The 24895-nt window shown below is 65.5% G+C and carries 21 protein-coding genes and 1 pseudogene; 13 read left to right on the top strand and 9 right to left on the bottom strand.

Annotated features, from left to right (window positions below; translation table 11 throughout):
* Positions 1-101: 101 nt before the first annotated feature.
* The 7 genes from FAZ95_RS20640 to FAZ95_RS20610 all read right to left on the bottom strand — a co-directional run bounded on the left by FAZ95_RS20640 (position 102) and on the right by FAZ95_RS20610 (position 7386).
* Positions 102-653 (bottom strand): SanA/YdcF family protein, encoded by a 552-nt coding sequence (locus tag FAZ95_RS20640; RefSeq protein WP_137334131.1) that lies wholly within the window; start codon positions 651-653, stop codon positions 102-104.
* A gap of 19 nt (positions 654-672) precedes the next feature.
* Positions 673-1656 carry a M14 family metallopeptidase gene (locus FAZ95_RS20635; RefSeq protein ID WP_137334130.1) on the bottom strand — a complete coding sequence of 328 codons (984 nt, stop codon included), beginning with the start codon at positions 1654-1656 and terminating at the stop codon, positions 673-675.
* Between the two features lie 32 nt (positions 1657-1688).
* The gene (locus tag FAZ95_RS20630) at positions 1689-3170 is read right to left on the bottom strand and encodes an NAD-dependent succinate-semialdehyde dehydrogenase (protein WP_137334129.1); all 1482 of its coding nucleotides are present in this window, start codon (positions 3168-3170) and stop codon (positions 1689-1691) included.
* A 156-nt stretch (positions 3171-3326) separates the two neighbouring features.
* The gene (locus tag FAZ95_RS20625; RefSeq protein WP_137334128.1) at positions 3327-3809 is read right to left on the bottom strand and encodes an Lrp/AsnC family transcriptional regulator; all 483 of its coding nucleotides are present in this window, start codon (positions 3807-3809) and stop codon (positions 3327-3329) included.
* Positions 3810-3985: 176 nt separating this feature from the next.
* Complete coding sequence (locus tag FAZ95_RS20620; RefSeq protein WP_137334127.1) at positions 3986-5365, bottom strand: aspartate aminotransferase family protein; 1380 nt, start codon at positions 5363-5365, stop codon at positions 3986-3988.
* A 210-nt stretch (positions 5366-5575) separates the two neighbouring features.
* On the bottom strand, positions 5576-6514 hold the full coding sequence (locus FAZ95_RS20615; RefSeq protein WP_137334126.1) for a 2-hydroxyacid dehydrogenase: 939 nt from the start codon (positions 6512-6514) through the stop codon (positions 5576-5578).
* Between the two features lie 50 nt (positions 6515-6564).
* Positions 6565-7386 carry a GNAT family N-acetyltransferase gene (locus tag FAZ95_RS20610; protein WP_137334648.1) on the bottom strand — a complete coding sequence of 274 codons (822 nt, stop codon included), beginning with the start codon at positions 7384-7386 and terminating at the stop codon, positions 6565-6567.
* Positions 7387-7676: 290 nt separating this feature from the next.
* On the opposite strand from FAZ95_RS20610, the gene FAZ95_RS20605 reads away from it, so the two are divergent.
* The 10 genes and pseudogenes from FAZ95_RS20605 to FAZ95_RS39405 all read left to right on the top strand — a co-directional run bounded on the left by FAZ95_RS20605 (position 7677) and on the right by FAZ95_RS39405 (position 18899).
* Complete coding sequence (locus tag FAZ95_RS20605; RefSeq protein ID WP_137334125.1) at positions 7677-9158, top strand: aldehyde dehydrogenase family protein; 1482 nt, start codon at positions 7677-7679, stop codon at positions 9156-9158.
* Between the two features lie 285 nt (positions 9159-9443).
* Positions 9444-11303, top strand: a complete 1860-nt coding sequence (locus FAZ95_RS20600; protein WP_137334124.1) for a hypothetical protein — start codon at positions 9444-9446, stop codon at positions 11301-11303.
* A 179-nt stretch (positions 11304-11482) separates the two neighbouring features.
* Positions 11483-12151, top strand: a complete 669-nt coding sequence (locus tag FAZ95_RS20595; RefSeq protein WP_137334123.1) for a haloacid dehalogenase type II — start codon at positions 11483-11485, stop codon at positions 12149-12151.
* A gap of 203 nt (positions 12152-12354) precedes the next feature.
* On the top strand, positions 12355-13632 hold the full coding sequence (locus FAZ95_RS20590; protein WP_137334122.1) for an NAD(P)/FAD-dependent oxidoreductase: 1278 nt from the start codon (positions 12355-12357) through the stop codon (positions 13630-13632).
* 32 nt (positions 13633-13664) lie between these two features.
* Complete coding sequence (locus FAZ95_RS20585; RefSeq protein WP_137334121.1) at positions 13665-13958, top strand: (2Fe-2S)-binding protein; 294 nt, start codon at positions 13665-13667, stop codon at positions 13956-13958.
* Positions 13955-15331, top strand: coding sequence for an FAD/NAD(P)-dependent oxidoreductase (locus FAZ95_RS20580; RefSeq protein WP_137334120.1), 1377 nt, complete (start codon positions 13955-13957; stop codon positions 15329-15331). The genes FAZ95_RS20585 and FAZ95_RS20580 overlap by 4 nt, the downstream gene beginning before the upstream one ends.
* Positions 15328-16482: an NAD(P)/FAD-dependent oxidoreductase gene (locus tag FAZ95_RS20575; protein ID WP_137334119.1), complete on the top strand. Its 1155-nt coding sequence runs from the start codon at positions 15328-15330 to the stop codon at positions 16480-16482. The genes FAZ95_RS20580 and FAZ95_RS20575 overlap by 4 nt, the downstream gene beginning before the upstream one ends.
* Before the next feature lie 11 nt (positions 16483-16493).
* A complete protein-coding gene (locus FAZ95_RS20570; RefSeq protein WP_137334118.1) occupies positions 16494-16811 on the top strand; it encodes a helix-turn-helix transcriptional regulator in 318 nt (105 codons plus the stop codon).
* A 361-nt stretch (positions 16812-17172) separates the two neighbouring features.
* Positions 17173-18300 (top strand): annotated as a pseudogene (locus tag FAZ95_RS20565) (IS110 family RNA-guided transposase).
* A 344-nt stretch (positions 18301-18644) separates the two neighbouring features.
* Positions 18645-18899 (top strand): hypothetical protein, encoded by a 255-nt coding sequence (locus FAZ95_RS39405; protein WP_175425656.1) that lies wholly within the window; start codon positions 18645-18647, stop codon positions 18897-18899.
* Between the two features lie 445 nt (positions 18900-19344).
* Here FAZ95_RS39405 and FAZ95_RS20555 read toward each other — a convergent pair whose 3' ends face one another.
* Together FAZ95_RS20555 and FAZ95_RS20550 are read right to left on the bottom strand one after the other, a co-directional pair.
* Entirely contained in the window at positions 19345-20370 is a 1026-nt protein-coding gene (locus FAZ95_RS20555; RefSeq protein ID WP_137334116.1) for an IS110 family RNA-guided transposase, read from the bottom strand.
* A gap of 212 nt (positions 20371-20582) precedes the next feature.
* The gene (locus FAZ95_RS20550) at positions 20583-21554 is read right to left on the bottom strand and encodes a LysR family transcriptional regulator (protein ID WP_137334115.1); all 972 of its coding nucleotides are present in this window, start codon (positions 21552-21554) and stop codon (positions 20583-20585) included.
* Between the two features lie 101 nt (positions 21555-21655).
* Here FAZ95_RS20550 and FAZ95_RS20545 point away from each other — a divergent pair, with 101 nt between their 5' ends.
* From FAZ95_RS20545 to FAZ95_RS20535, 3 genes are all read left to right on the top strand, one after another.
* Positions 21656-22744, top strand: coding sequence for an ABC transporter ATP-binding protein (locus FAZ95_RS20545; protein ID WP_137334114.1), 1089 nt, complete (start codon positions 21656-21658; stop codon positions 22742-22744).
* Positions 22745-22819: 75 nt separating this feature from the next.
* On the top strand, positions 22820-23533 hold the full coding sequence (locus FAZ95_RS20540; protein ID WP_137334113.1) for an HAD-IA family hydrolase: 714 nt from the start codon (positions 22820-22822) through the stop codon (positions 23531-23533).
* 34 nt (positions 23534-23567) lie between these two features.
* Complete coding sequence (locus FAZ95_RS20535) at positions 23568-24872, top strand: NAD(P)/FAD-dependent oxidoreductase (protein ID WP_137334112.1); 1305 nt, start codon at positions 23568-23570, stop codon at positions 24870-24872.
* The last annotated feature ends 23 nt before the right edge of the window (positions 24873-24895 follow it).

The following is a 24895-nucleotide window of genomic DNA, read 5'->3' as shown; positions in this document are numbered from 1 at the left end:
ATTAAGGGGAATGTTCTTGGGGACAGCCGCGCAGCATATGGTCCTGGCGCTCGATTGGGCAGGGCTTGCCGATGTGTAGCTTTACCCGCCGACAACTCCGTTCAAACCGGCCTCACCGCGTACCAAACAAACGCCGGCCCCTCCCGCACGATCGAATACACGTCGCGCGTTTCCCAGAACCACGGGTACACCCCGCTGACCTCGGCCACCCCGAACCGCTTGAGCGCGAGCATAGTCCTCGGCAGATGGAAATACTGCGTCACGACCACCGCGCTCGAAAGCCCACGTTTGCGCATGAACTCGCTGGCATGAAGCGCGGTCGCCCAGGTGTCATTTCCCGCCTCGTCCTCCACGATGCTTCCGTCCGGAACGCCTCTACGGACCAGCCACGCGCGCATCGCCGCAGCTTCGTTCGTGCCGGAGGCTTCGATGCCGCCGCTCACGAAGACGATCCTGCATTGCCGTCTCTCGTAGCATTGCAGCGCTTCGCCCAAGCGCGCGGCCAGCCTTGGTGAGGGCGTCCCGTCGTGATACACCGTGTTGCCCAGCACGATGGCGACGTCGGCGGGCCGCGGGTGCGTCAGCAGGCCGGCGGCAGTCAGTCCCGCGCACACAAGCAAGAACAAGCCCGCGACGATTTTCAAAAGCTTCAAATGCGCATCCCCGTCACTATCACTCGATCAACTGCCCCAACCTTACCACCGTCACCCCGGGCCTTAACTGCCGAAGCGACGGCATCACAAGCACGCAGTTGTCGTAAGGCGTGACCACTGGCTCACCGCCATTCCACCCAATCACCGTTCCGGCCTTCTCGAACGTCTCGAGTCCGGTATAAGCCGCCGCAAAGCGAAAATCCATACTCTTCGCCACAACCGGTTCCGTCACGCGAATCACGCGCATCGTGTCGGGCTTCGGCGCAAACCAATCCGCCGGCAAGTCGGCCTCATCGACCACACCCGACAACACCAGAAACCGCGCTGTGCAATCCTTCGCCACCGTCACCGCCGACGGCTCCCAATGCTGCCCGCACTCGACCAGCAGCGCATTGCGCGTGCTGAGCGGATCGCCGAAGTCCGCGTAGTCACGCATGCGCCGTCCTTCGGGATGGCCTTCGTCGCTGATGACAGTCGCGGGCGCGCCGAGCGCGCGTGCAAGCGCGATGCCTTTCTCGAGCGGCCCGGAAACGATCAACGGCGCGCTCTTCTCATGCATCGAATGCAAATCGAGCAGCGCATCGACCGTATCGACAATGGGACGCAACGCCCGCGCACGACGCAGCTCGACGGAAATGGCGGTCTTATCGTCAAGCTTTTCCGCGGTCCAGACACGATTGAAATCCTGATCGACATAGCGCGACGCATCGGGCCTGCGGCGATCGAACGTGCGGTAAGCGTCGATGTTGGCGAACGACAGCGTGAGCTTGCCGCGCCGCGGACGCACGCCGAGATCGAGCAGCGCCTTCACCGTGATCGCGCCGCACACCTCGTTGCCGTGCGTGAGCGCGTTGATCATCACGTGCGGCCCCGGCGCGCCGCTGTCATACGTGTAGACATACGGCACGCCGGCGTTGCCCGCCGCGTACGCATCCAAAACAGGAAACTCGAGATCGACGGGATAGGCGTCGGCGTGATCGCGCGGCGCGGATTCGGTTGTCATGTGCGGGTCCTTTCAACGAAGACAAAGCGGCTTCAAGCCAATCCGCCCTGGCAAAGATATTTGACGTGCATGTAGTCGTCGAGCCCGTAGCGCGACCCTTCGCGGCCGTAGCCCGATTCCTTCATCCCGCCGAACGGCGCTGCCTCGCTTGCGACCGCGCCTTCGTTGATGCCGATCACGCCGCTCTCCAAGCGCGACGCCACGCGCCAGATGCGGCGCACGTCAGTCGAATAGAAATAAGCGGCGAGGCCGAACGGGGTGTCGTTGGCTTCGCGGACCACGTCGGCGTCGTCGTCGAAACGGAACAGCGGCGCGACGGGTCCGAACGTTTCTTCGCGGAACAACGCCATGTCGCGGTTCGCATTGCCGAGGACGGTCGGCGCATAGTAGTTCGCGCCTTCGAGGCCGTCGCCCGAAAGACGCCGCCCGCCCGTCAGCACGGTTGCGCCGTGCGCGAGCGCATCCTCGACGTGGCGTTCGATCTTGTGGACGGCGCGCGCGTTGATCATCGGGCCGATCTGCGAATCGTCGCGCGTGGCCGGGCCGACACGCAACGCCGCCACGCGCTCGACGAGCTTGCGCGCGAACGCGTCATACACGCCGCTTTGCACATAGACGCGGTTCGGGCACACGCAGGTCTGCCCGCCGTTGCGGAACTTCGCGGCCATCAAGCCGGTGACGGCCGCGTCGAGGTCCGCATCGTCGAAGACGATGAACGGCGCGTTGCCGCCCAGCTCCAGCGAGAGTTTCTTCAACGTCTCGGCCGATTCGCGCGCGAGATACTTGCCGACCGGCGTCGAGCCCGTGAACGTGATCTTGCGCACGCGCGAATCGGCGAGCCAGTTCGCGACCGTGGCGGGCGTATGGTCGCGCGAGGCGGTCACGATGTTGAGCACGCCCGCCGGCAATCCGGCTTCCTCGGCGAGCCGCACCAGTGCAAGCGCGGTGAGCGGCGTATCCTCCGCCGGCTTCGCGACGACCGTGCAGCCCGCCGCGAGCGCGGGCGCGATCTTGCGCGCGATCATCGCGAGCGGGAAATTCCACGGCGTCACGGCCGCGACGACGCCCACCGGTTCCTTCACCGCCATCATCCGCTTGCCGGGCATCAGCGCGGGAATCATGTCGCCGTAAGCGCGCACGGCTTCCTCGGCGAACCACTCGACGTACGACGCGCCGTACGCGACTTCGCCGCGCGCTTCGGCCAGCGGCTTGCCTTGCTCGCGCGAGATGATGCGCGCGAGGTCCTCGCCGTTGGCGACGATGGCCGCGTGCCAGCGCTTCAAGAACTGCGCGCGCTCGCGGGCGGTGCGGTCGCGCCAGGTGTCGAAGGCGGCGTGCGCGGCGTCGGTGGCGGCTTGGGCGTCGGCGGCGCCGCTGTCGGGGACGCTCGTGAATTCGATGCCGGTGGCGGGATCGCTGACGGGATGGCGCGCGCCCGAGGCGGCGTCTTGCCATTTTCCTGCGATGAAGTTCTGCGAGCGCGAGAGTTCGGGGCGGGTGAGCGTGAGAGGCATGGCGGTGAACGATTCTGAAAGATTAAGGATGACGAAATGTAATGATCGGCGATGCCGCGGGAAAGAGCGGCAAAGCACGACTATCGTTATCGATCGATCCGCCGCGCGCCTGCCGTGCCGGTGGGTATCGAAGGTATCGAACCCACGCTCAGGCGCTCATTCGCTCAACGGAAACAGCTTCTCGATCGGGAAATGGTTCTTCACGAACGGCGTCTTGATGACGACGTAACTGAAATACTTCTCGATGCCGATGTTGCGTTCGAGCAGCCCCTCCATCACGGTCTGGTAGTGCACGACGCTGCGCGTGACGAACTTGAGCAGGTAGTCGTAGCCCCCGCTCACGAGATGGCATTCGGCGATTTCGTCGACGTTGCGAATCGCGGCCTCGAACTTCACGAAGTCTTCGCGGCGATGGTCTTGCAGCGTGATCTCGGTGAACACGAGCTGGATGTCGCCGAGCTTGCTGAGCTCCAGATGCGCGCCGTAGCCCGCGATATAACCGGCTTTCTCGAGCCGCTTCACGCGAATCAGGCAAGGGCTCGGCGACAGGCCGACCGCATCCGCGAGCTCGACATTCGTAATGCGGCCCTTCCGTTGCAACTGGGACAGGATGCGAAGGTCGATCCGGTCCAACTTCATCGATCCGTTTGCGTTCGTCGACACGGCGGGGTATTGACCTATGGAGCGTGATGATCGAACTATCGTAGCACGCGTCGTCCCAAAATTATTCCTCGGCAAACCGTTGTGCGGCAAGCCTCTGAGGACGTGGGACGGCGGCGTGCCAGACGTTGCCGCTGCGGCCGTCCCAAGGCGCCTCAGGCCAGCGCTGCGCGCACGTCGGGCGCGTCGAGCACCGTATCGAGCGTCTTCTTCAAGCGCTCGAACAGCACGTCGAACTCTTCGCTCGTGTAGCAGAGCGCGGGCGCGAAGCCGAGGATGTTGTCGTTGAACGCGCGGAAGATCAGGCCGTTGCGATAGGCGGTCGAGGCGATCCGTTCGTTCAGGTTGAGCGCCGGATCGAAGCGGCGCTTCGTGGCTTTGTCGGCGACCAGCTCGAGCGCGCCGAGCAGGCCGCGGCTGCGCGCATCGCCGACGAGCGGATGCGCGAGCAGGTCGCGCAAGCCGGCTTCGAAGCGCGGCGCTTGCGCCGCGCCGTTCGCGAGCAGCCCGCCTTCGTGATAGAGCCGCATCACTTCGAGTCCGATCGCGGCGCTCACCGGGTGCGCCGAATAGGTCTGGCCGTGGCCGACCGCCGAGCTTGTGCCCGCGCCGTCGGCGATGCCCGCGTAGACCTCGTCGGACATCAGCACCGCGCCCATCGGCGCATAGCCGGCGGTGAGGCCCTTGGCGACCGTCATCAGGTCCGGCTCGACGCCTTCGCCTTCGCACGCGAAGAGCGGGCCGGTGCGGCCGAAACCGGTGATGACTTCATCGGCGACGAAGAGGATGCCGAGTTCGCGGCACGTCTCGCGCATCGCCTTCAGCCAGCCTTGCGGCGGCACGATCACGCCGCCCGAGCCCTGAATCGGCTCGCAGAAGAACGCGGCCACGCGCTCGGGCCCGAGCGCGGCGACTTTCTCGCGCAGCGCGGCGACCGACTGCGCGATGAGCGCCCGTGGATCGTCGCCGACCTCGCTGCGATACGCGTACGGCGACGGAATGTGATGCTGATGCGGCAGCGGCAAGTCGAAGTTGTGATGAAACACGGGAAGCGCGGTGAGCCCCGCCCCGACCGACGACGACCCGTGATAGCCGCGCTCGAGCGCGATGAACTGCTTCTTCTGCGGGCGGCCCGTCGCGTTGTAGTAGTTCGTGATGTAGCGCACGGCCGCATCGACCGCGTCCGAACCGCCGAGCGTGAAGTAAATGTGGCGCAGCGACTTGGGCGCCTTGTCGATCACTTGCTCCGCGAGCTTGATCGCGGGCTCGCTGCCGAAGTGGAAGTAGCCGGTCGCGTACGGCAGCCGGCGCATCTGCTCGGTGGCCACGCGCACGATGCTCTCGTGACCGTAGCCGGTGTTCACGCACCAGAGGCCGGAGAACGCGTCGAGCAGTTCGTGGCCGTCGATATCGGTGAGCCACGCCCCGCGCCCCGATTCGAGGATCGTGACGCCGCGCGCTTCGTGCGCGCGCAGGCTCGCTACCGGGTGGATCAGATATTTGCGGTCGGACTCGATCAGGGCGGAGGTCGGCATGGTGTCGGCGCGGTTGGGGCGTGCGGGGCACGTCGCGAAGTGCGGGAAAGGCGCGCGCATCGTGCGTGACGAGCGCGAACCGCTTGCAGACCATGGTAGCGGCAGAGAAATAACGAAGACGTTTGGATTCGCTGCCGCTTAAGCGCAGGAATTGTGTTTTTGCGGTGCGGGCAGCATTTTGTGCTGCGGGGGCGTCGTCGCTTCGCCGCGTCAGTATCCGCGCGAGCGGTCGACCCGCCCCACCAGCGGCGCGCCCTCGCGATGACGGCGCAGGTTATCGAGCACGACTTCGACCGCGCTTTCCGGCTGCGTCATGCTCGCGACGTGCGGCGTCAGCATCACGCGCGGATGACGCCACAGGGGATGATCGGCGGCGAGCGGCTCGGGATCGGCCACGTCGAGCACGGCCGCGCCGAGCTGTCCGCTCTCCAGCGCCGCGAGCAAATCGTCCTGCTGCAAGTGCCCGCCGCGCCCGACGTTGATCAACGATGCCCCGCGCGGCAATTGCGCAAACAGATCGCGGTTCAGGAAATGGCGAGTTGCATCGGTCAGCGGCAGCAGACACACGAGGATGTCGGTGCGCGCAAGAAATGCGGGCAGCGCCTCCGTGCCAGCGAAGCACTCGATCCCGTCGAGCGTATGCGGTGAACGGCTCCACCCGGCGCATTGAAAGCCGAAGCTCGCAAGGCGCGTCAGCACGGCTTGGCCAAGCACGCCGAGACCCAGCACGCCGACTCGCCGCGCGCTCGCCACGTGAGTCTGCAGCGGGGCCCAGCGTCCCTCGCGCTGCTGCGCCGCGTAGGTGAGCCAGTCGCGATGCAGCGCGAGCGCCGCGAACGTCACGTATTCGACCATCCCCGCGACGATCCCCGGCTCGACCATCCGCACGACCGGCAGATGCGGCGGAATCGCCGACAAGTCGAATTGATCGACGCCCGCGCCCGTCGAGAACACCACTTCGAGGTTGGGGAAGACCGCCGCGAGATCGAGCTTCGGCACTTGCCATAGCGCGAGATAGCGGACCTCGCGCGCGTCGCACGGCGGCCTGTCGCCGGTCCAGATGTGAAAGGGCGTGTCGGGCGCTTTCTCGGCGAAGAGGCGCGCCCACTGCGCGCCGCGCACCGGATCGGCCTTGTAGACGAACGTCATGGTGTGGCGTCAAAGAAGGAGGGCGTCGGTGATCGACCGATTGGCGCCGATCAGCCGAGCGCCTGATTGGTAATCGCAAACACGCGCGCCTTGCCCGCCGCGCGAGGCGGCTCGCCGCGCGCCATCGTCACGACGCTGTCGACTTTCGGCAAGCCCAGCTCTTCGAGCCAGTCCGACAAGCCGCTGTCGCCCGTCACGTCGATGCGCGTGAATTTCCCATCGTTGGCGGCGAGCCAGTGGCTGATCAGCGCCTTCGCGCCTTCCGCGTGCGGCGCGATGACCGGCCCGATCACATGGCCGCGCCCGAAGCGGCGCATCATCGCGAAGCCGATCGGTTCGCCGTCGCGCGCGAGCACGATTCCCTCGGCGACGTCGAGCAGCGCATCGATGAGCGGCGTGCGATCGTATCCGGCCGCCTGGTTCCAAAGCGCCGCGAGCCGGTCGCGGTCGCGCGCGCCGAGCGGACGCACGCGTTCGCCGGGCGCGAGCGCGACCACAGGCGGATGCGCGTCGCTCGGTCCTTGATGCTGATGGATGCTGCCGATCGCCTTGAAGCCGAACTTCTCGTAGAGCGGCAGTCCGGCGGGCGTCGCGTTCAGGAACGTCGTGCGCTTGTCGAGCGCGTCGACGGTGAGCGTCATCAGATCGCGGCCGATCCCGCGGCCCTGCTGATCGGGCGCGACGATCACCATGCCGAGCGACGCGTGCTCCGCCCCGAACTCCCAGTAGAGCGCGGTGCCGATGACGCTGCCGCCGTCTTCGGCCGCGAACCCCGTGCCGAGGTTCAGCGCGAACTCCCAGTCCTCGCGGCGATGCGGCCATTTGACGGCCATCGACAGTTCGTGCGCGGCGGTGAGATCGTCGGCCGTCATCGGACGATAGCGGACCTGTGCGGCGGCTTCGCCGCGAGCAATCGGTTCAGTCACGTTCCACTCCTGTTCAGTGCTTCACTTCGCGTGGGTACTGTCGCATCGGCGAAAAGTCGCGGCTAGGACGATCTTATTGTGCGGCCGATACCGCATGCTGCGCTGCGCGGGCCCGTCACAACGCGCGCCGCAAGCGGTCGAGCCCCGTCAGCACGGCAGCAAATGCTGCGGCACCGCCCGTACCATGATCTGCGTTGATTGGCGTCTTTTCAGCGAACCGAACCGGAACCCACATCATGGACAGCTTCGATCCCGCTCTTGTCGCCGTGCGCAGCGCGCACTTCATCGGAGGCCGCTATGTGGCGGGTGCGGCGGCGCTCGACGTCGCGCGCCCGTCGGACGGCGTCGTGTATGCCGACCTGCCGATCGCCGATGCGGAGCTCGTCGACCGCGCGGTGGAAGACGCGTGGCACGCGTTCAAGACGAGCGACTGGGCGCGCTGCGCGCCGCGCGAGCGGGCCCGCGTGATGCGCCGCTGGGCCGAGCTGATCGAGGCCGACGTCGAGACACTCGCGCGGCTGGAGTCGGTCGGCTCGACGCGGCCGATCCGCGACGCCGCGCAGTGGGACGTGCCGTTCACGGCCGAGGGCATCCGCTTCTATTCGGAGTTCGCCGACAAAGTCGGGGGAGAGGTCGCGGCGACGCGTCCCGATCATCTGGGCATGATCGTCGCCGAGCCGTACGGCGTGATCGGCGCGATCGCGCCATGGAATTTTCCGTTGGTGATGGCGTCGTGGAAGATCGCGCCCGCGCTCGCGGCGGGCAACGCGGTGGTGCTGAAACCGTCCGAGCTGACGCCGTTTTCGACGCTGCGCTTGGCCGAGCTCGCGATCGAAGCGGGCGTGCCTGCCGGCATCTTCAACGTCGTCCAAGGCGACGGACGCACGACGGGCGATGCGCTCGTGCGTCATCCGAAGATCGCCAAGGTCACGTTCACCGGGTCGAGCAAGACGGGGGCGGCGATCATGAGCGCCTGCGCCGAGACCGGCACGAAGCCCTGCACGCTCGAGCTGGGCGGCAAGAGCCCGCAGATCGTGTTCGCCGATGCGCCCGATCTCGATCTCGTCGCGCGCCGCGTCGCGGGGGCGATCACGGGCAACGCGGGACAGGTGTGCGTGGCCGGTTCGCGGCTGATTGTCGAGCGCTCGGCGGCGCCGCGTTTGATCGACGGCATCGGGGCGGTGTTCCAAGCGCTCAAGGCCGGGCACACATGGGCGCCGGGCACCACGCTCTCGCCAATCATTTCCGCGGGCCAGGCGCAGCGCATCGACGGCATCGTCGCGCGCACGGTGCAGCAGGGCGCGCAAATCGCGACAGGCGGTGGGCGGATCGCCGTGGAAGGCGAGGGCGCGTTCTACGCGCCGACCATCCTGACGGACGTGACGACGGAATCGGAAGCGGTGCGCGAAGAGGTATTCGGCCCGGTGCTGACCGTGCAGACCTTCGACGACGAAGACGAAGCGCTCGCACTCGCGAGTCATGAGAAATATGGCTTGGCGTCGGGCGTCCATACGTCGGACTTGAGCCGCGCGCTGCGCGCGATGCGCAGCCTCGAAGCGGGCACAGTCTGGATCAATCGCTATGGGCGTACGTCCGATTTCGTGATCCCGACCGGCGGTTATAAGCAGTCGGGGCTCGGCAAGGATCTGGGACGTCACGCGTTCGAGGCGAATTTGCGCTTCAAGAGCGTGTTGATCGATTTGAATCAGGGGGCTTGAGGCGGGGCGGGTTTTATCGGTGATGTAAAACCGCGTTTTTAACTTCCTGCTATTACTCGCAACGGCTGCGTCGGTACCCGACGCGGCCGTTGTCGTTTGCACAGGGAAGCAAGAGCCATGCTCCGTTTGGAAGGGCTGGCCAACCGTCTCATCTGGCCGGTTTACAATCCGCCTCACCCATTCAAAAGACGAAACGGCGGCCATCGCATGAAAGGCCTGCTTTCACGGGCGGCGTGAATATTTCGCGGCTTGTTTCGTTCCTGATCGCATTCGCCACAATCGACCATGTCAAGCAGCAATCCGCCGGGGCAAGACCTGCTTCGCTCGCCATTCAGGTATCGCGTCAATCTCAATACGCCGCTCGCGCTGAGTGTCGCGCGAATTTTCATTCCGATCTGCTTCGGCATGTATTCGCTCTGGCTCGGTGCGGATTCGAATTGGGATCTGTTCAACTATCACCTGTACAACCCGTTTGCCTGGTTGCACGGCAAATGGCTGCTCGACATTGCGCCGGCCGGTCTTCAATCGTATTTCAATCCGCTCCTGGACCTCGTGTTTTATTGGGCGAATACGCATTTGCCGTCTCGCCTGGTCGGATTTGCACTCGGGTGGCTGCATGGGCTGAGCTTCGTCCTGATCCTGGCGATCGCTCAGCGGGTGCTGACGGGGTTGCCCGAAAGCGACCGGTATCGCGTCCCGCTGCTGCTTGCGGTCGCAGGCTGCCTGACCGGCAATTTCCTGTCGGGGCTCGGCAACTTGATGGGCGACGATTCGACTGCGCTGTTGGTTCTGTCCGGTCTGTTCGTCCTGCTTGCGAACTGGGAACGGCTGGCGACGGCGACGCCGCGCTCGATTGCTGCGGCGATCGCGGGCGGCATCGTGCTCGGCTTGGGCGTGGGGCTGAAGCTGACCAACGCGGTCTTCGCTGTTGCGCTTTGCGTTGCGCTGCTGAGCTATCCAGGCGGTGTTGCAGCGAGGCTGCGCGTGAGCGTGTGCTTCGGTATCGGTGTGCTGATCGGGCTGGCCCTGACGGGCGGCTATTGGTTCGTCCACATGTGGAAGTTGTTCGGCAATCCGCTGTATCCGCAGTTCGGCGGGCTGTTCCCGAATCCGATGACGCAGGCCGGCGGCGCCGGCGATTCTCGCTGGGGGCCGCACGGCGCCTGGGAAAGCGTGCTGTGGCCCATCATCATCACGCTCGACTCCGGCCGCGTCAGCGAGATACCGATCAGACAGATCGTCTGGGCGCTCGTCTATCTGCTGCTTCTCGCCTGGGGCGTCGGGCAGGTATCGGGCAGGCTCAAGTCCGCCGCGCGTAGTGCGTTCGACCCGCGCGCCCGGCTGATCGTCGTGTTCGTCGTGGTCGGGTTCGTCGTCTGGATGCGCCTCTTCAGCATTTACCGGTACGTCGTCCCAATCGAGGCGTTGACGCCGCTCGTCATCTGGATCCTGCTGCATCGGCTGCTGCGGCCCGAGGCGGCCCGGCGCGCGGCGAAGTGGATTTTGGTGGCGGCGACGGCCGTCGTCGTGACGGGCGGCGCTCGAACCTGGGGGCATGAGGGATGGAGCGACCCGCTCTATCACGCGCAACTGCCGGAAGTCAGCCAGCCGGCGCGCGCCACGGTGATCCTCTCCTCGCAGCACCGACGCGCGTGGGCCTGGCTCGCGACGTTTTTTCCGCCCGAGATCGCGTTCATGCAATTGGACAGCAGCTTTCCGGGCACGAGTCTTTTCCTCGCGCATATGCGGGACACGGCACGCAGCCGCGGCGGGCCGATCTACGCCGTCGTCGACGGCGAGTACGACTGGCGGGCCGACTCGGTGGCGCGGGTCGGCCGTTTCGTCGAGCGAATCGGCATGACGCGCGGCGAAAGGGGCTGCGCCGTGCTGCGCGAGGCCGTGACCCGTCTGCATCTTCACGCGTCGGTCGTGTCGACGCCGCATTCGGCGAGGGCATGCGAGCTGGCCGAGCGGGCCGACGACGCCGAACGTTTCCAGCGGGAAAACCAGGACGACCTGAAGCAAGCGGCACTTGCGTTCGAGCGCGATGGCTTCGAGCTCGACGTGTCCTCGTGCGAGCGCTATGTGGCGGGAGTCGGCACCGGGCATGTGAGCTATCAGTGGTGCCGTGTGTCGCTGCGCTGACCAGGTGACGAGCGGGCCGCGTTCACCCGCCGCATTCTCTGCTGCATGATGCCCCCAAAACGGCCGATTCTTTCTTGAGCCCCATCGAATACGCGGCAAGCCACATTTTTTGTGGTGCTGTAATGCTTCTCAGCAACCGGTGCTTCGAACGCTCAATTTGCCCGACCAAGGACATCGACATGGCCCACTTCAAGCCCAAATACATCACCTTCGACTGCTACGGCACGCTGACCCGCTTCCGCATGGGCGACATGGCGCGCGAGATCTTCGCCGACCGCGTCGGCCCCGAGCAGATGGAGCAGTTCGTCAAGGACTTCGCCGGGTACCGCCTCGACGAAGTGCTCGGCGCATGGAAGCCGTATCAGGAGGTCGTCAAGAACGCCGTGCGCCGCACGCTCAAGCGCTGGAACCTCGCCTACGACGACGCCGAAGCGCAGCGCTTCTACGACGCCGTGCCGACCTGGGGCCCGCATGCCGACGTCCCGGCGGGCCTGTCGAAAGTGGCGAAGGAATTTCCGCTCGTGATCCTGTCGAACGCATCGAACGACCAGATCCACAGCAACGTCAACAAGCTCGGCGCGCCGTTCCACAAGGTCTTCACGGCGCAGCAGGCGCAGGCGTACAAGCCGCGCTTCCAGGCGTTCGAGTACATGCTCGACAACCTCGGCTGCAATCCGGAGGACATCCTGCACGTGTCGTCGAGCCTGCGCTACGACCTGATGTCGGCTCACGATCTCGGCATCAAGAACAAGGTGTTCGTCGCGCGCGGACACGAGCCGTCGACGCCCTACTATGGCTATACCGAGATCCAGGACATCGGCGGGCTGGCCGGCGTGGTCGGTCTCTAAGCCGCCACGCTCGACAACGCTGACGGGCCGCCCTCCCACGACTACCCCGCACGCCATCCGCGAAGGAGCACGATGAACGACCCCCACGCTCACTATCGTTCGCTGTCGACCGGAGTTAGCGCTTTAGCGGTTACTCCGGTCCCATGCAAAGCTCCCCCCGAGGGGGCTGCTGCCTCCCTTGGGGCGGCCCGGCGGGAGGCAGCATGAAGCTCGAATCCTACTGGCTCGACACCGCCCCGCCGTTTCGGAAGGGGCAAGTTGGCCCGGTCGAGGGAAGCGCCGAGGTGGTCGTGATCGGCGGTGGGTTCACCGGTTTGTCGGCGGCGCTCGAGCTCGCCAAGCGCGGCGTGCCGGTGACGGTGCTGGAGGCGGGGCGCATCGTCGGCGAAGCGTCGGGGCGCAACGGCGGGCACTGCAACACGGGTCTCGCGCACGACTATGCGGCGCTCGCCGAGCGCATCGGCGCTGAGCGCGCGAAGGCGTTCTATCGCGCGCACGAGAGCGCGGTGAAGACGGTCGAATCGATCGTCGCCGGCGAGCAGATCGATTGCGATTTCTTCCACGGCGGCAAGATCAAGCTTGCCGCCAAGCCGCAGCATTTCGACAAGCTCGCGAAGACCTACGAGTCGTTGCGCGCCAACGTCGATCCGAACGTCGAGCTGGTGCCGCCCGAGCACATTCGCAACGAAGTCGGCTCCGATCGTTTCTACGGCGGGCTCGTGCAGCGCAACGGCGCGCAGATGCACATGGGCAAGTTCGGCGTCGGTCTCGCGGAAGCGGCAGCGCGGCACGGTGCGCGGATTTTCGAGCACGCGCCGGTCACGGGCTTGAAGCGCATTTCCGGCGAAACGTATGAGGTGACCAGCGAACGCGGGACGATCCGCGCGGGCCGCGTGCTCGTCGCGACCGGCGCGTCGCAGATCGGGCCGCTGCAATGGTTCCGCCGCCGCATCGCGCCGGTGGGCAGTTTCATCGTCGCGACCGCGCCGCTTGCGACCGAGCAGCTCGACGTGCTGCTGCCGAAGCGCCGCGCCTATGTGACGACGCGCCATATCGGCAACTACTTCCGAACGACCGCCGATAAACGGCTGCTGTTCGGCGGACGGGCGCGCTTCGCGATGTCGAATCCGCGCTCCGACGAAAAGAGCGGCCGGATTCTGCGCGCCGCACTCGCGAACTATTTCCCCTCGCTCGCCGACGTGCAAATCGACTACTGCTGGGGCGGTCTCGTCGACATGACGGCTGACCGCCTGCCGCGCGCGGGCCAGCACGAGGGGCTGTTCTATTCGATGGGATACAGCGGCCACGGCGTGCAGATGTCGGTGCACATGGGGCGCGTGATGGCCGACGTGATGTTCGGCGCCGCGTCGCACAACCCGTGGCGGCAGCTCGAATGGCCCGCGATTCCGGGGCATTTCGGCAGCCCGTGGTTCTTGCCGCTCGTCGGCGCGTATTACCGGTTGCAGGACATTTTGCATTGAACAACCGCTTCGGAGCGCAGGGAGGCAGGGGCATGAGCGGACGATTCATCCGCCTGGGCGAGACAGGGCGCAAGACGGTGAAGCTGCGCGTCGACGGCAAGGACATCGACGCGCTCGCGGGCGACACGCTGCTCGTCGCGATGCTGTGCTCGGTCGGCCACGTGCGCCAATCGGAGTTCGGCGGCGAGGTGCGCGCGGGGTTTTGCTTGATGGGCGCTTGCCAGGACTGCTGGGTGTGGACGGCGGACGGCGAGCGCTTGCGCGCTTGCACGACGGTGGTGAGCGAAGGCATGCATATCGTGACCACGCAACCGGAGCTGATATGAGCATGCCTCGCGTAATCATCGTCGGTGCGGGGCCCGCAGGCGTGCGCTGCGCCGAGACGCTGCTCGCGGCGGGCATCGCGCCCACTGTCGTCGACGAAAGCCGCCGCGATGGCGGTCAGATCTACCGGCGGCAGCCGGAGACGTTCTCGCGTCCGTACGCGAAGCTCTACGGCACGGAAGCCGCGCGCGCCGAAGATCTGCACCAGACCTTCGAGCGGCTGCGCACGCGGCTCGACTACCTGCCCGACACGCTCGCGTGGAATGTCGCCGAAGGCAAGCTGCACACGCTGCACGACGGCCATTCGCGCGCCTTGCCCTACGACGCGCTGATCCTCTGTTCCGGCGCGACCGACCGCTTGATGCCCGTGAAAGGCTGGCAGTACGCGGGCACCTACAGCCTCGGCGCCGCGCAGATCGCATTGAAGGCGCAAGCCTGCGCGATCGGCCGCAAGGTGGTCTTCATGGGCTCGGGCCCGCTCCTGTATCTCGTCGCGAATCAATACGTGCAAGCGGGCGCGCAAGTGGCGGCCGTGCTCGATACGTCGACGCGCGGCGCTCGCCTGCAAGCGCTGCCGAAGCTCCTCGCGCGGCTCGACGTGCTGAGGAAGGGGGCGGCGCTGGTGTCGTCGCTGAAGAAGTCCGGCGTGCGGATCGAGCACGGGATCGAGCCGGCCGAGATCGTCGGCACCGATGCGGACGGCGTACGCGGTATCCGATACCGCGACTCGAGCGGACACGATCAACACATCGCCTGCGACGCGATCGGGCTCGGCTACCACTTGCGTCCGGAAACGCAGCTCGCGGACCTCGCGCGCTGCGCGTTCTATTTCGACGCGAACACGCGCCAATGGCTGCCGCAGATCGACGAGCTCGGCCGTAGCTCGGTGCCGCGCGTCTACCTCGCGGGCGACGGTGTGCGCGTGTTCGGCGCGGACGGCGCGGAACTGGCCGGGCGGCTCGCTGCCTACGCGGCTTTAGCCGACCTGGGCCACACGATCGACTCCGCTAAAGTCGAGCAGTTGAAGCGAGCGCAGCAGAAGATGGACCGATTCCGTCTCGGCCTGGCGCAAGCATTCCCGTGGCCCGCCGAGCAAGCGGCGAAATTGAGCGACGACACCATCGTCTGCCGCTGCGAAGGCATCACGGCGGGCGAGCTGCGGCGCGTGATCCGCGACGAAGGCGCGCGCGAAGCGAATCGCGCGAAGGCGTTCAGCCGGGTCGGCATGGGACGCTGCCAAGGGCGCTATTGCGGCCACGCCGGCGCGGAAATCATCGCGGCCGAGGCGCGTGTGCCGCTCGAACAAGTCGGCCGGCTGCGCGGGCAGGGGCCCGTCAAGCCGATTTCGATCGCCACCGTGGAGGATGTGGAATGAGCACGATCGAAGCGGATGTGATCATCGTCGGCGGCGGCATCATGGGCGCGTCCGCCGCGTTCTTCCTGCGCAAGCGCGGGCGCTCGGTGATCCTCATCGAACGCGGCTTGATCGGCCAGCAGGCGAGCGGCACCAATTTCGGCAACGTGCGGCGCCAGGGGCGCTTCCTGCCGCAACTGCCGCTTGCGAACCGTTCGCGCGAGATCTGGGGCAAGCTGCCCGAGCTGATCGGCCACGACGCGGAGTTTCTGCCGTCGGGCCATATCCGCGTCTGCTATCGCGAAGAGCAGGCCGACATGCTCGAAACCTACGCGAAGGAAGCGAGCCACTACGGCCTCAATCTCGAACTCGTGCGCGGCGACGCGATGCGTGCGCGCTTTCCGTTCCTCGGTCCCGAGGTGCTGGCCGGATCGTATTCCGCGACGGACGGCCACGCGAACCCGCGTCTCGCCGCGCCCGCATTCGGGCGTGCCGCGGCGCGCCTCGGGGCGCACATGGTCGAGAACACTGAGATCGTCACCGTCGAAAAAGAGGGTGCCGAGTTTCGCGCGACCAGCACCGACGGCCGCGTGTTTCGCGCGCCGCAATTGCTGATCACTGCGGGCGCGTGGGGCAGCCTGCTTTCCGAGCAATTCGGCGAGCCCGTGCCGATCGCCGTGCACGGCCCGCAGATGGCCGTGACCGAGCCGGTCCGCTACAGCTTCAAGCCGGTGGTCGGCGTCTCGTCGCCGCTGATGGAAGAGGTCGTGTATTTCCGCCAGGTCGCGCGCGGCAACATCGTGCTTGGCGGCTGCGCGCGCGGCCCGGCCTATCCCGACGTGCGGCGCGCGTATGTGCTGCCGCAGAACACGCTGCTGCAGTTTCGTCAGTTGTATCGCGTGGCGCCTGTGCTCACGCGGCTCAACATCATCCGCGTGTGGAGCGGCATCGAAGGCTACATGCCTGACGACAAGCCGATCATGGGCGCGAGCGGCAACGTAAGCGGCCTCTACTACGCGTTCGGTTTCTGCGGACACGGCTTCCAGCTCGGACCGGGGGTAGGCGACGTGATGGCCGAGCTGATCGATACGGGCGCGACGAGCACGCCGCTCGAACCGTTCGACATCCGCCGCTTCGCCACCGTCGCGAGCCGGGCGCCGCAGGCGGCATAGGGGCGGGCGCGATGGTGACCGAACCGATCCAGCGGGCAATCGAATTCATCGAGGCTTCTTTCGCGCAGCCTGTGCCGCTTGCGACGCTTGCGGCTGCTGCGGAATTAAGCGTGTCGCGGTTTGCGGCTCTCTTTCGCGCGCAGGTGGGGATTTCGCCGCATCGCTATGTGTGTCTTGTGCGCGTTAGGCACGCGGAGCGGCTCTTGCGGGGTGGCGTGCCGCCGTCGGTTGTTGCCGCCGAAGTTGGCTTCTTTGACCAGAGTCATCTTGGGCGGCATTTCAAGCGCACGCTCGGTATCACGCCGAGTGCGTGTCTTGCTGGGCGGTGATGTTTTTGCCTTACGGCGTTGGTTTTGTTTGCTTGGGTTTGTGGTGCAACTTTGAATTCGCGGCGTTCCGTATGGTCCGTCCCTCCCCGGGACCGGGGTTACTTTTGTCCTTGCCAAAAGTAACCAAAAGCGCGTCCTGGGCGGACGGCCTTGCCCGGAGGCACTCAACCCTGTTAGTACCGGCGTTCCAAGGTCAACCGTGGGAAACCGTTATTGCTCGCCGCGCGTCCGGTTAGTCAGTATGACTCCCGTGAGGTAGAGGCTGGCCCGCCGCGAGGCATCAAACGCGGGTTAGCATCGCTGCCAGAGCCGCACGGTGTGGACAGGGCCACACCCGGCGATGTCCACCGCGGAGGCCAGCATGGAACACGATAGCACTCTGTACGTCGGTCTTGATGTCCATAAGGATTCGATCACGGTCGCCTATGCGCTTGGCGCGGGCGAGGTCGAACTGCTTAGCAAGATCGGTACGACCAAGACGGATATCGATCGCCTGTGCAAGCGCCTGCAGTCGAAGGCGCGGCGCATCGGCATCGTCTACGAAGCGGGGCCGTGCGGCTACGCGCTTTACCGCCAGCTCGCGCAGAAGGGGTTCGACTGCATGGTGTGCGCTCCGTCCTGATTCCCAGGAAGCCGGGAGAGCGCGTGAAGACCGATCGGCGCGATGCGATCAAATTGGTGCGGGCACTGCGTGCCGGCGACCTGTCAGCGGTCTATGTGCCCAGCGTCGAAGACGAAGCATTTCGCGATCTGGCCCGCGCGTGGGCCAGCGCCAAGGACGATCTGAAACGTGCACGGCAACGCCTGAAGGGCTTTACTCTCGCACGATGTGCGTTATGCCGGCCGAGCCGACTGGGGACCTGCGCACCGGCGCTGGCTGAGCACATTTGCGTTCGACAGCGCCTGGCAGCAACTGGCGTTCGAGGAACATCGGCGCACGATCGAGGATCGTCTCGCGCAATGCGAACGGTTGGAGACCGCGTTGCGCGAGGCGGCCGTCGACTGGCGCTTTTATCCAGCGGTGCTGTGCCTGCAGGCCATGCGCGGCGTGCAGTTCACTACGGCGGTGGGCCTGCTTGCCGAACTGGGCGATCTATCGCGCTTTGCCCAGCCACGCCAGTTGATGGCTTGGCTGGGGGTGACGCCATGCGAGCATTCGTCGGGCGAGAAGCGCCGTCAAGGCAGTATCACCAAGAACGGCAACAGCTATGCGAGAAAGCTGCTTGTCGAAGCCGCTTGGAGCTACCAGCATCCGGCCCGTGTGAGTCCGGAGATTCAGCGTCGCCACGAGGGCATCCCCAAACCCATCGTTGATCGTGCCTGGGATGCGCAGGTGCGCCTGTGTGGGCGTTATCGCAAGCTTGTCGCACGTGGCAAGCCAAAGAACATTGCGGTCGTCGCGCTCGCCCGGGAACTGAGCGGCTTCATCTGGGACATCAGCCGGCTCGCGATGTCGCTCGCCGCGCGGCCCGAGGTGCGCATGGCGTGACGCAACGCCTGCGCGACGCTTGAATTACCCTGGCCACTTGAGAAGGTGTTTCCTGAGGGCGGCGTAGCCCGGCACCTGAGTAACCCGCGAGCGTACTACGCAACGGATTGCATCCGACTTGCGGCGTTAGATAGCGGTAGGCTTATTGGGCGGACATCTGTAATGCGGTAGCCAACCCGCGGATATCAGCGTGATCCACCGTCGAGACTTACTGCTACGCCGCCCTCAGGAAATTCGGACAACATGCAGTTGAAAACTGGAAAACCGATCCCGATTGACAGCGGGAGTCATATCAGTACGCGGCACGTGATGAGGTCCGTTCGAACCAAATCGAAGCTACCGGTTTGCCCGCACCCCCCGTTGCCTACGATTGGAAGCAAGCCGAAGCCGAAGCCGAAGCCGAAGCCGAAGCCGAAGCCCAAGCCCAAGCCCAAGCCCAAGCCCAAGCCCAAGCCCAAGTGCAAGTGCAGGTGCAAGTGCAAGTGCAGGTGCAAGTGCAAGTGCAAGTGCAAGTGCAAGTGCAAGTGCAAGTGCAAGTGCAAGTGCAAGTGCAAGTGCGTGGGCCCACCGCAAGACAAGCACTTTCAGGTCTTTCCTGACCTGCATCGCCGATTTGACGCGAACGGACGAAATACTGTGCCGCATGCAAACGGGACTAAAGGCGAGCGATAACGGTTTCCCACGGTAGCGCTCGGGACATCGGTACTAACAGGGTTGAGTGCCTCCGGGTAGGCCGTCCGGCGAGGACGCGCTTTTGGTTACTTTTGGCAAGGACAAAATCTATGGTCAGCCTGACTTTTGCAAGCGAGGTGGTGTTGACGTAAATTGGACGTGCGCAAATCTATCCGGGGTCGCTGTGGAAACAGGTTTCCGCCCCATGATGAGAGCCGCACCGGGCAAACCTCAAAAGTGACTCAGCATGGGAACGCTGTTTTGTCTTTCAGGTTGCTTGCCCGGCCGTTGAGCCGTTTATGTCTTCACGTATCTCGCGTCGCAAAACCAGGAAGTGACTAGGGTAAAAGCTAACGCAAGCGGCGCAGAGTGTCAGGCTGCGGCTACAGCCTGAGCACCTTGGTAGTGCGTGCCTCTGGCGAGGATGGCCCAGGCGATCCTCGCCAACTTGTTCGCCAGCGCGCACGCCACCACGTTCGCATGCCGTCGGCTCAGCAGGCCGCGCACCCAGGCGCCCAAGCGATCGGTGCGCCGCTCGATGTGCTGCATGACGGCCTTCGCGCATTGCACCAACAGCCGCCTTAAATTCTTGTCGCCGCGCTTGCTGATCCCCAGCAGCGTCGGCTTGCCGCCCGTGCTGTATTGGCGCGGCACCAGCCCGACGGACGCCGCGAACTGCCGGGCCGACGCGAACTGCCGCGCGTCGCCCAATTCGCTCGCCAGCACGCTGGCCGTGATCGGCCCGATGCCCGGAATCTCCAGCAAACGCTGGCTGCGCTCATCCTCCCGCAGTTGCCGCATCAGATCGCCCTCGATCTCGCCAATTTGTGCATCGAGGTACTTGAAATGCGCCTGCAGACGCTCGAGCAGCGCGATCAGCCGCGGCGGCAGATCATGCGCGCCCAGCACGGCCGGCAGCCGGCGAATGACGGCCATCCCTGTGGGCAAACTCACGCCGAATTCCAGCAAAAAGGCATGAATCTGATTGACCGTGCCGGTGCGATCGCGCACCAGCCCCTCGCGCACGCGGTGCAAGGCCGAGAGGGTTTGCTGCGCCTCGTTGCGCGCACTGACGAAGCGCATGCTCGGGCGCGAGGCCGCCTCGCAGATCGCCTGCGCATCGGCGAAATCGTTCTTGTTGCTCTGCAGGAATGGTTTGACGAACTGCGGGGAGATCAGCTTGGCCTGATGGCCCAGTGCCTCGACCCGCCGCGCCACCCAGTGCGCACCCGCACACGCTTCCATGACCACCGTACAGCTCGGAACATTGCCAAGCAGGGTGAACATCTGGCTGCGCGTGAGCTTCTTGCGCCACACCATGCGGCCCGAGGCCGACTGCGCGTGCAGGTGGAAGCAATGCTTGCCAAGATCGATTCCGATCAACGAGATGGGGTCCATGACGATCTCCCGAAAAGGAAGCAGCCCGATCAGCGTAAGCCGATCGGGCTGCTTCGGTCAGGCTGACCATCTCATTAGTGACCCCGGTCCCGGGGAGGGACGGACTATACGGAACGGCGCGAAATCAAAGTTGCACGACAGACAAACCCAAGCGAACGACAACAACGCGCCGCAGGCAAAAAAACCAACCGCCCCGAATCGACGACCACACCCTAACGCAGCGCCATCCCAGCGCGCCGCATCGCATCACGCAATTCGAGCTCCGGATAAATGCGATCGACAGTACGCATATCATGATGCGTCTCAGCGATGATCCAATCGCGCACCTCAGCGACGACCGGCCGTAGCGGCCGGTTTAGCGGCGTCATGAGCACACAACGCCGATTCGTCACGATCAGCTCCTGCTCCGCAGGCAACAGCGCCCCTTGCGCCAGCCAGTGCGACACCACCGAAAGCCACCCAAGCGCCACCCCCTGCCCAAGCAGCGCCGCTTGCACGACGATCGCGTAATCGTTGAAGCTCAGCATGTTTGCCGCGCGCCGCCGGTGCTCCGCGAATGCGGCAAAGCGCTCGTGCCAGCCGCGCTCTTCGTCGTCCATCACGATCACGGTGTCGTCGTGGTCGCCGCCGGCATCCGCTAGCGCCGCTTCGTGATAGCGCGCGTTGCACACGGGCAAGAGCGTCTCAGGCATCACGAGACGGCAGTGCTCGTCGATTTCGTCGTTCTTCACGAAGCGCATGCCGAGATCGACGTCCACGAGCGGCCCGCCCAGCCGCCCCGATATCAACTGAAAGCGCAGATCGACAGACGGAAACGCCTGGTTCAGACGATTCAAGCGCGGCATCAGCCAGTGCGTCGTAAACGCCGTCGATACCGACAGCGTGACCGCTTCCACCCCCGTCTTGCGCGCCTCGATTTCCCGTATCGCGTCTTCGATGCCGACAAACCCTTCGGCGATCTTGCGATAGAGAATTCTGCCGTTCTCCGTGAGCTCGATGCCGCCGTGCACGCGCTCGAACAGGCGCACGCCGAGCCGGTCTTCCATGCGCGCGAGCATGCGGCTCACGGCGGGCTGGCTGACGTAAAGCTCCTCGGCCGCGCGCGTGAAGTTGCCGCAGCGCGCGGCGGCCTCGAAGACGAACAGCGCGTTCGCGCTCGGCAGTTTTCTGCGGAGATTGGGCATGACTTGATGTTATGCCTAATCCAACAATTCGGGAATTGCCGTCAAAAATGCCGACGCCTATATTGGACCCAACCCAAGCTGTTTCGCGAGGAAGACAGGCCATGGACACGAGTGCGAGAACGGAAGCGAAAGCCGGCGTATCGATACGCTCGGCGAGCAAGCGTTATGACGCGGTGGTCGCGCTCGATGACGTGTCCCTCGAAATCGCGCCGGGCGAGTTCGTGTCGCTGCTCGGGCCGTCCGGTTCGGGCAAGACGACGCTCCTCGGCATCCTCGGCGGCTTCGTGCAGCCGAGTTCGGGCAGCGTCTGGGTGGGCGAGCGGGACATTACATTCGAGCCGCCCCACAAGCGCGATATCGGCATCGTCTTCCAGAACTACGCGCTCTTTCCTCATATGACGGTCGGCCAGAACGTCGCGTTTCCGTTGCGCGCGCGCCGTCAGCCGAAAGCGGGCTGGGCCAAGAAGGTCGCCGATGCGCTGGCGATGGTCGAGCTCGCGGGGTATGAGCATCGCAACATCGCACAACTGTCCGGCGGGCAGCGTCAGCGCGTGGCGCTCGCGCGCGCCATGGTCTTCGAGCCGCAACTGATCCTGATGGACGAGCCGCTTTCCGCACTCGACAAGCAGTTGCGCGAAACGATGCAGATCGAGCTGCGCCGCCTGCACCGCAAGCTCGGCGCGACGATCGTCTACGTAACGCACGACCAGCGCGAGGCGCTGACGATGAGCGACCGCGTCGCCGTATTGAAGAGCGGCAAGCTCGTGCAGATCGACACGCCCGAGCGGCTCTACGACCGCCCGAGCGACGCGTTCGTCGCGAGCTTCATCGGTGAGGCGACGCTCTTGCGCGTCGCGCGCGCGGGCCACGACGCCGTGCGGCTCGGCGATACCGTGCTGCGTTCGACGCAGCCGCTGCCGCGCGGCGAGAACCTGCTGCTCGCAGTGCAGACCGAGAAGCTCGTGATCGACGGCGGCCAGCACGAAGCGAACGTGAACCGCCTCGCGTGCCGCGTCACCGACGTGCTCTACCAGGGCGAAAGCCTGCGCGTGTTCGCGACGCTCGCCGACGGCACGTCGATCAGCCTGCGGCAGCCCGGCAACCGCGATGCGCGCCTGCGCATTCCCGAACCCGGCCGCGAAATGACGGTGGTGCTCGATCCGCACGACACGATTGTCGTGCCTGCGTGACTTTTCTCGATGCTTGCCGAGTGGCGGGCGCTCCTGACTTTGACGTTTCTATTTTGATCAATAGGATCACTAACCATGAAGCTGACTGACTTTAAAGTGTTGACGTTCGATGTCGTGGGCACGCTGATCGATTTCGAAACCGGCCTGCTCGCCTCGGTGCGGCGCATCGGCGGCGCGGCCGCGAAACACCTCACCGACGAGCAGATCTTCGAGCCCTACATGCGCGGCCGCGCGGCATTCCCGGGCCGTTCGAGCCACGCGATGGCCGACGTCTACCGGTCGCTCGCGAAAGAACTCGACCTGCCCGCCGACGACATCAGCGCCGCCGCCTTCCAGCGCGACGTGCTCGACTGGCCCGCGTTCAAGGATTCGGTCGATGCGCTGAAGCGCTTGCGCAAGCACTTCCGGCTCGTCGCCATGACGAACGCGGACCGCGTCGCGTTGTCGGCTTACGCGCATACGCTCGGCGACCCGTTCGACGACACCGTCTGCTGCGACGAAACCGGCGTCGCGAAGCCCGATCCGCGCTTCTTCGCGTACAACGCAGGCCGTCAGTCGGCATTCGGCTACAAGTTTCGCGAGATCCTGCACACCGCGCAGAGCCAGTACCACGACATCGGCATCGCGACGAAGCTCGGCTACGCGACTTGCTGGATCGAGCGCCGCCGGGGCTTGAACGGCTTCGGCGCGACGCCGACGCCGGACGCCGTGACCACGCCGACCTTCAAGTTCGCGACGCTAGGCGCGCTCGCCGATGCCGTCGAAGCCGAAGCGCGCGCCGCGGCCTGAGTCGGACACCATCGGACGAGTGGGGCAATCGAAGATGCAAGACGCGCCGTCACTGTGGAGAGCGCTGGCCGGCCCGCTGCAACAGCGGGTGAGCATGGACGCGCCGCTCGATCGCGACCTCGTGACCGAGGTCGCGATCATCGGCGCGGGCTACACGGGTCTTGCCGCCGCGTATGCGCTGCAAAAGCGCGGCGTCGGCTCGGTCGTGCTCGACGCGAACCCGATCGGCTGGGGCGCGAGCGGGCGCAACGGCGGCGTGGTGTCGTCGAAATTCCGCTTGTCGTTTCCGCTGATCGAGCGGCTGCATGGGCTCGACACCGCGAAAACCATGCACCGTCTCGCCCATGACGGCGTGCGCGTCGTCGAACAGTTCGTCGACGAGTTCGAGATCCCGCGCGCGCAATTCGAGCACACCGGCAGCCTGCGCTGCGCGCATACGGACCGCGCGTTCGAGAGCATCAAGGCCGAGGCGGAGTGGGTGAGGACGACGCTCAACGACCGCACGATGACCGTGCAATCGCGCGCCGAAGTCACGCGCGAGACGGGTTCGAACGGCTTCGTCGGCGGCGTGCTCAGCGCGGACGCGGGCACGATCTATCCGCTCGAATACGTGCGCGGCATCGCTGCCGGGCTCGTGAAGCGCGGAGCCGAGATCTACGAATCGACGCCCGTGCTCGCGATCGAGCGCGCCGAAGGCCGAGCGGGCGTCATGCTGCGCACGTCGCGCGGCACGGTGCGCGCGAACCAGGTGATCGTCGCGACCAACGCGTACTCGAATCTCACCGAAGCGACCTCGCCGTTCACGCGCGAGCTCGTGCCCTTCCGCAGCGCGATGATCGCGACCGAGCGCTTGCCCGACGACCTCGACGCGAAGCTGATGACCGAGCGACGCAGCTACACGGAGACGCGCCGCATGATGAAGTGGTTTCGCAAAGTCGACGGCCGCATGCTGTTCGGCGGCCGCGACGCGTTCGGCAAGGAAGGCCGGACCGATGGCCTCGAAGCGCTGCGGCGCGCGATGGTCGCGCTCTTTCCCGATTTGGCGGAGGTGCGCGTCGAGTACGGCTGGTCGGGCTACGTCGGCATGACGTTCAATGCGCTGCCGCACGTCGGACGCAGCGACGACAGGACCACGTTCTGTCTCGGCTACAACGGCGCGGGCGTCGCGATGGCAAGCCTGCTCGGCCAGCACGCGGCGGCGCTCGCGCTCGGCGAAAAGCCCGAGCTGTCGCTGCTCGCACAACGCGGGCTCAAGCCCGTGCCGTTTCATTCATTACGCGCGCCGGGCGTACGCGTCGTCGCCGCGTGGTACCAGATCCTCGACGCGATGGGGGCATGATGCGCACGATCAACCGGCCATTG

Source organism: Trinickia violacea (assembly GCF_005280735.1).
In the GTDB taxonomy this organism is placed as follows: Bacteria; Pseudomonadota; Gammaproteobacteria; order Burkholderiales; family Burkholderiaceae; genus Trinickia_A; species Trinickia_A violacea.
The sequence above is the reverse complement of the archived record's forward strand: the minus strand, read 5'-3'. Positions and strand labels throughout refer to the sequence as shown.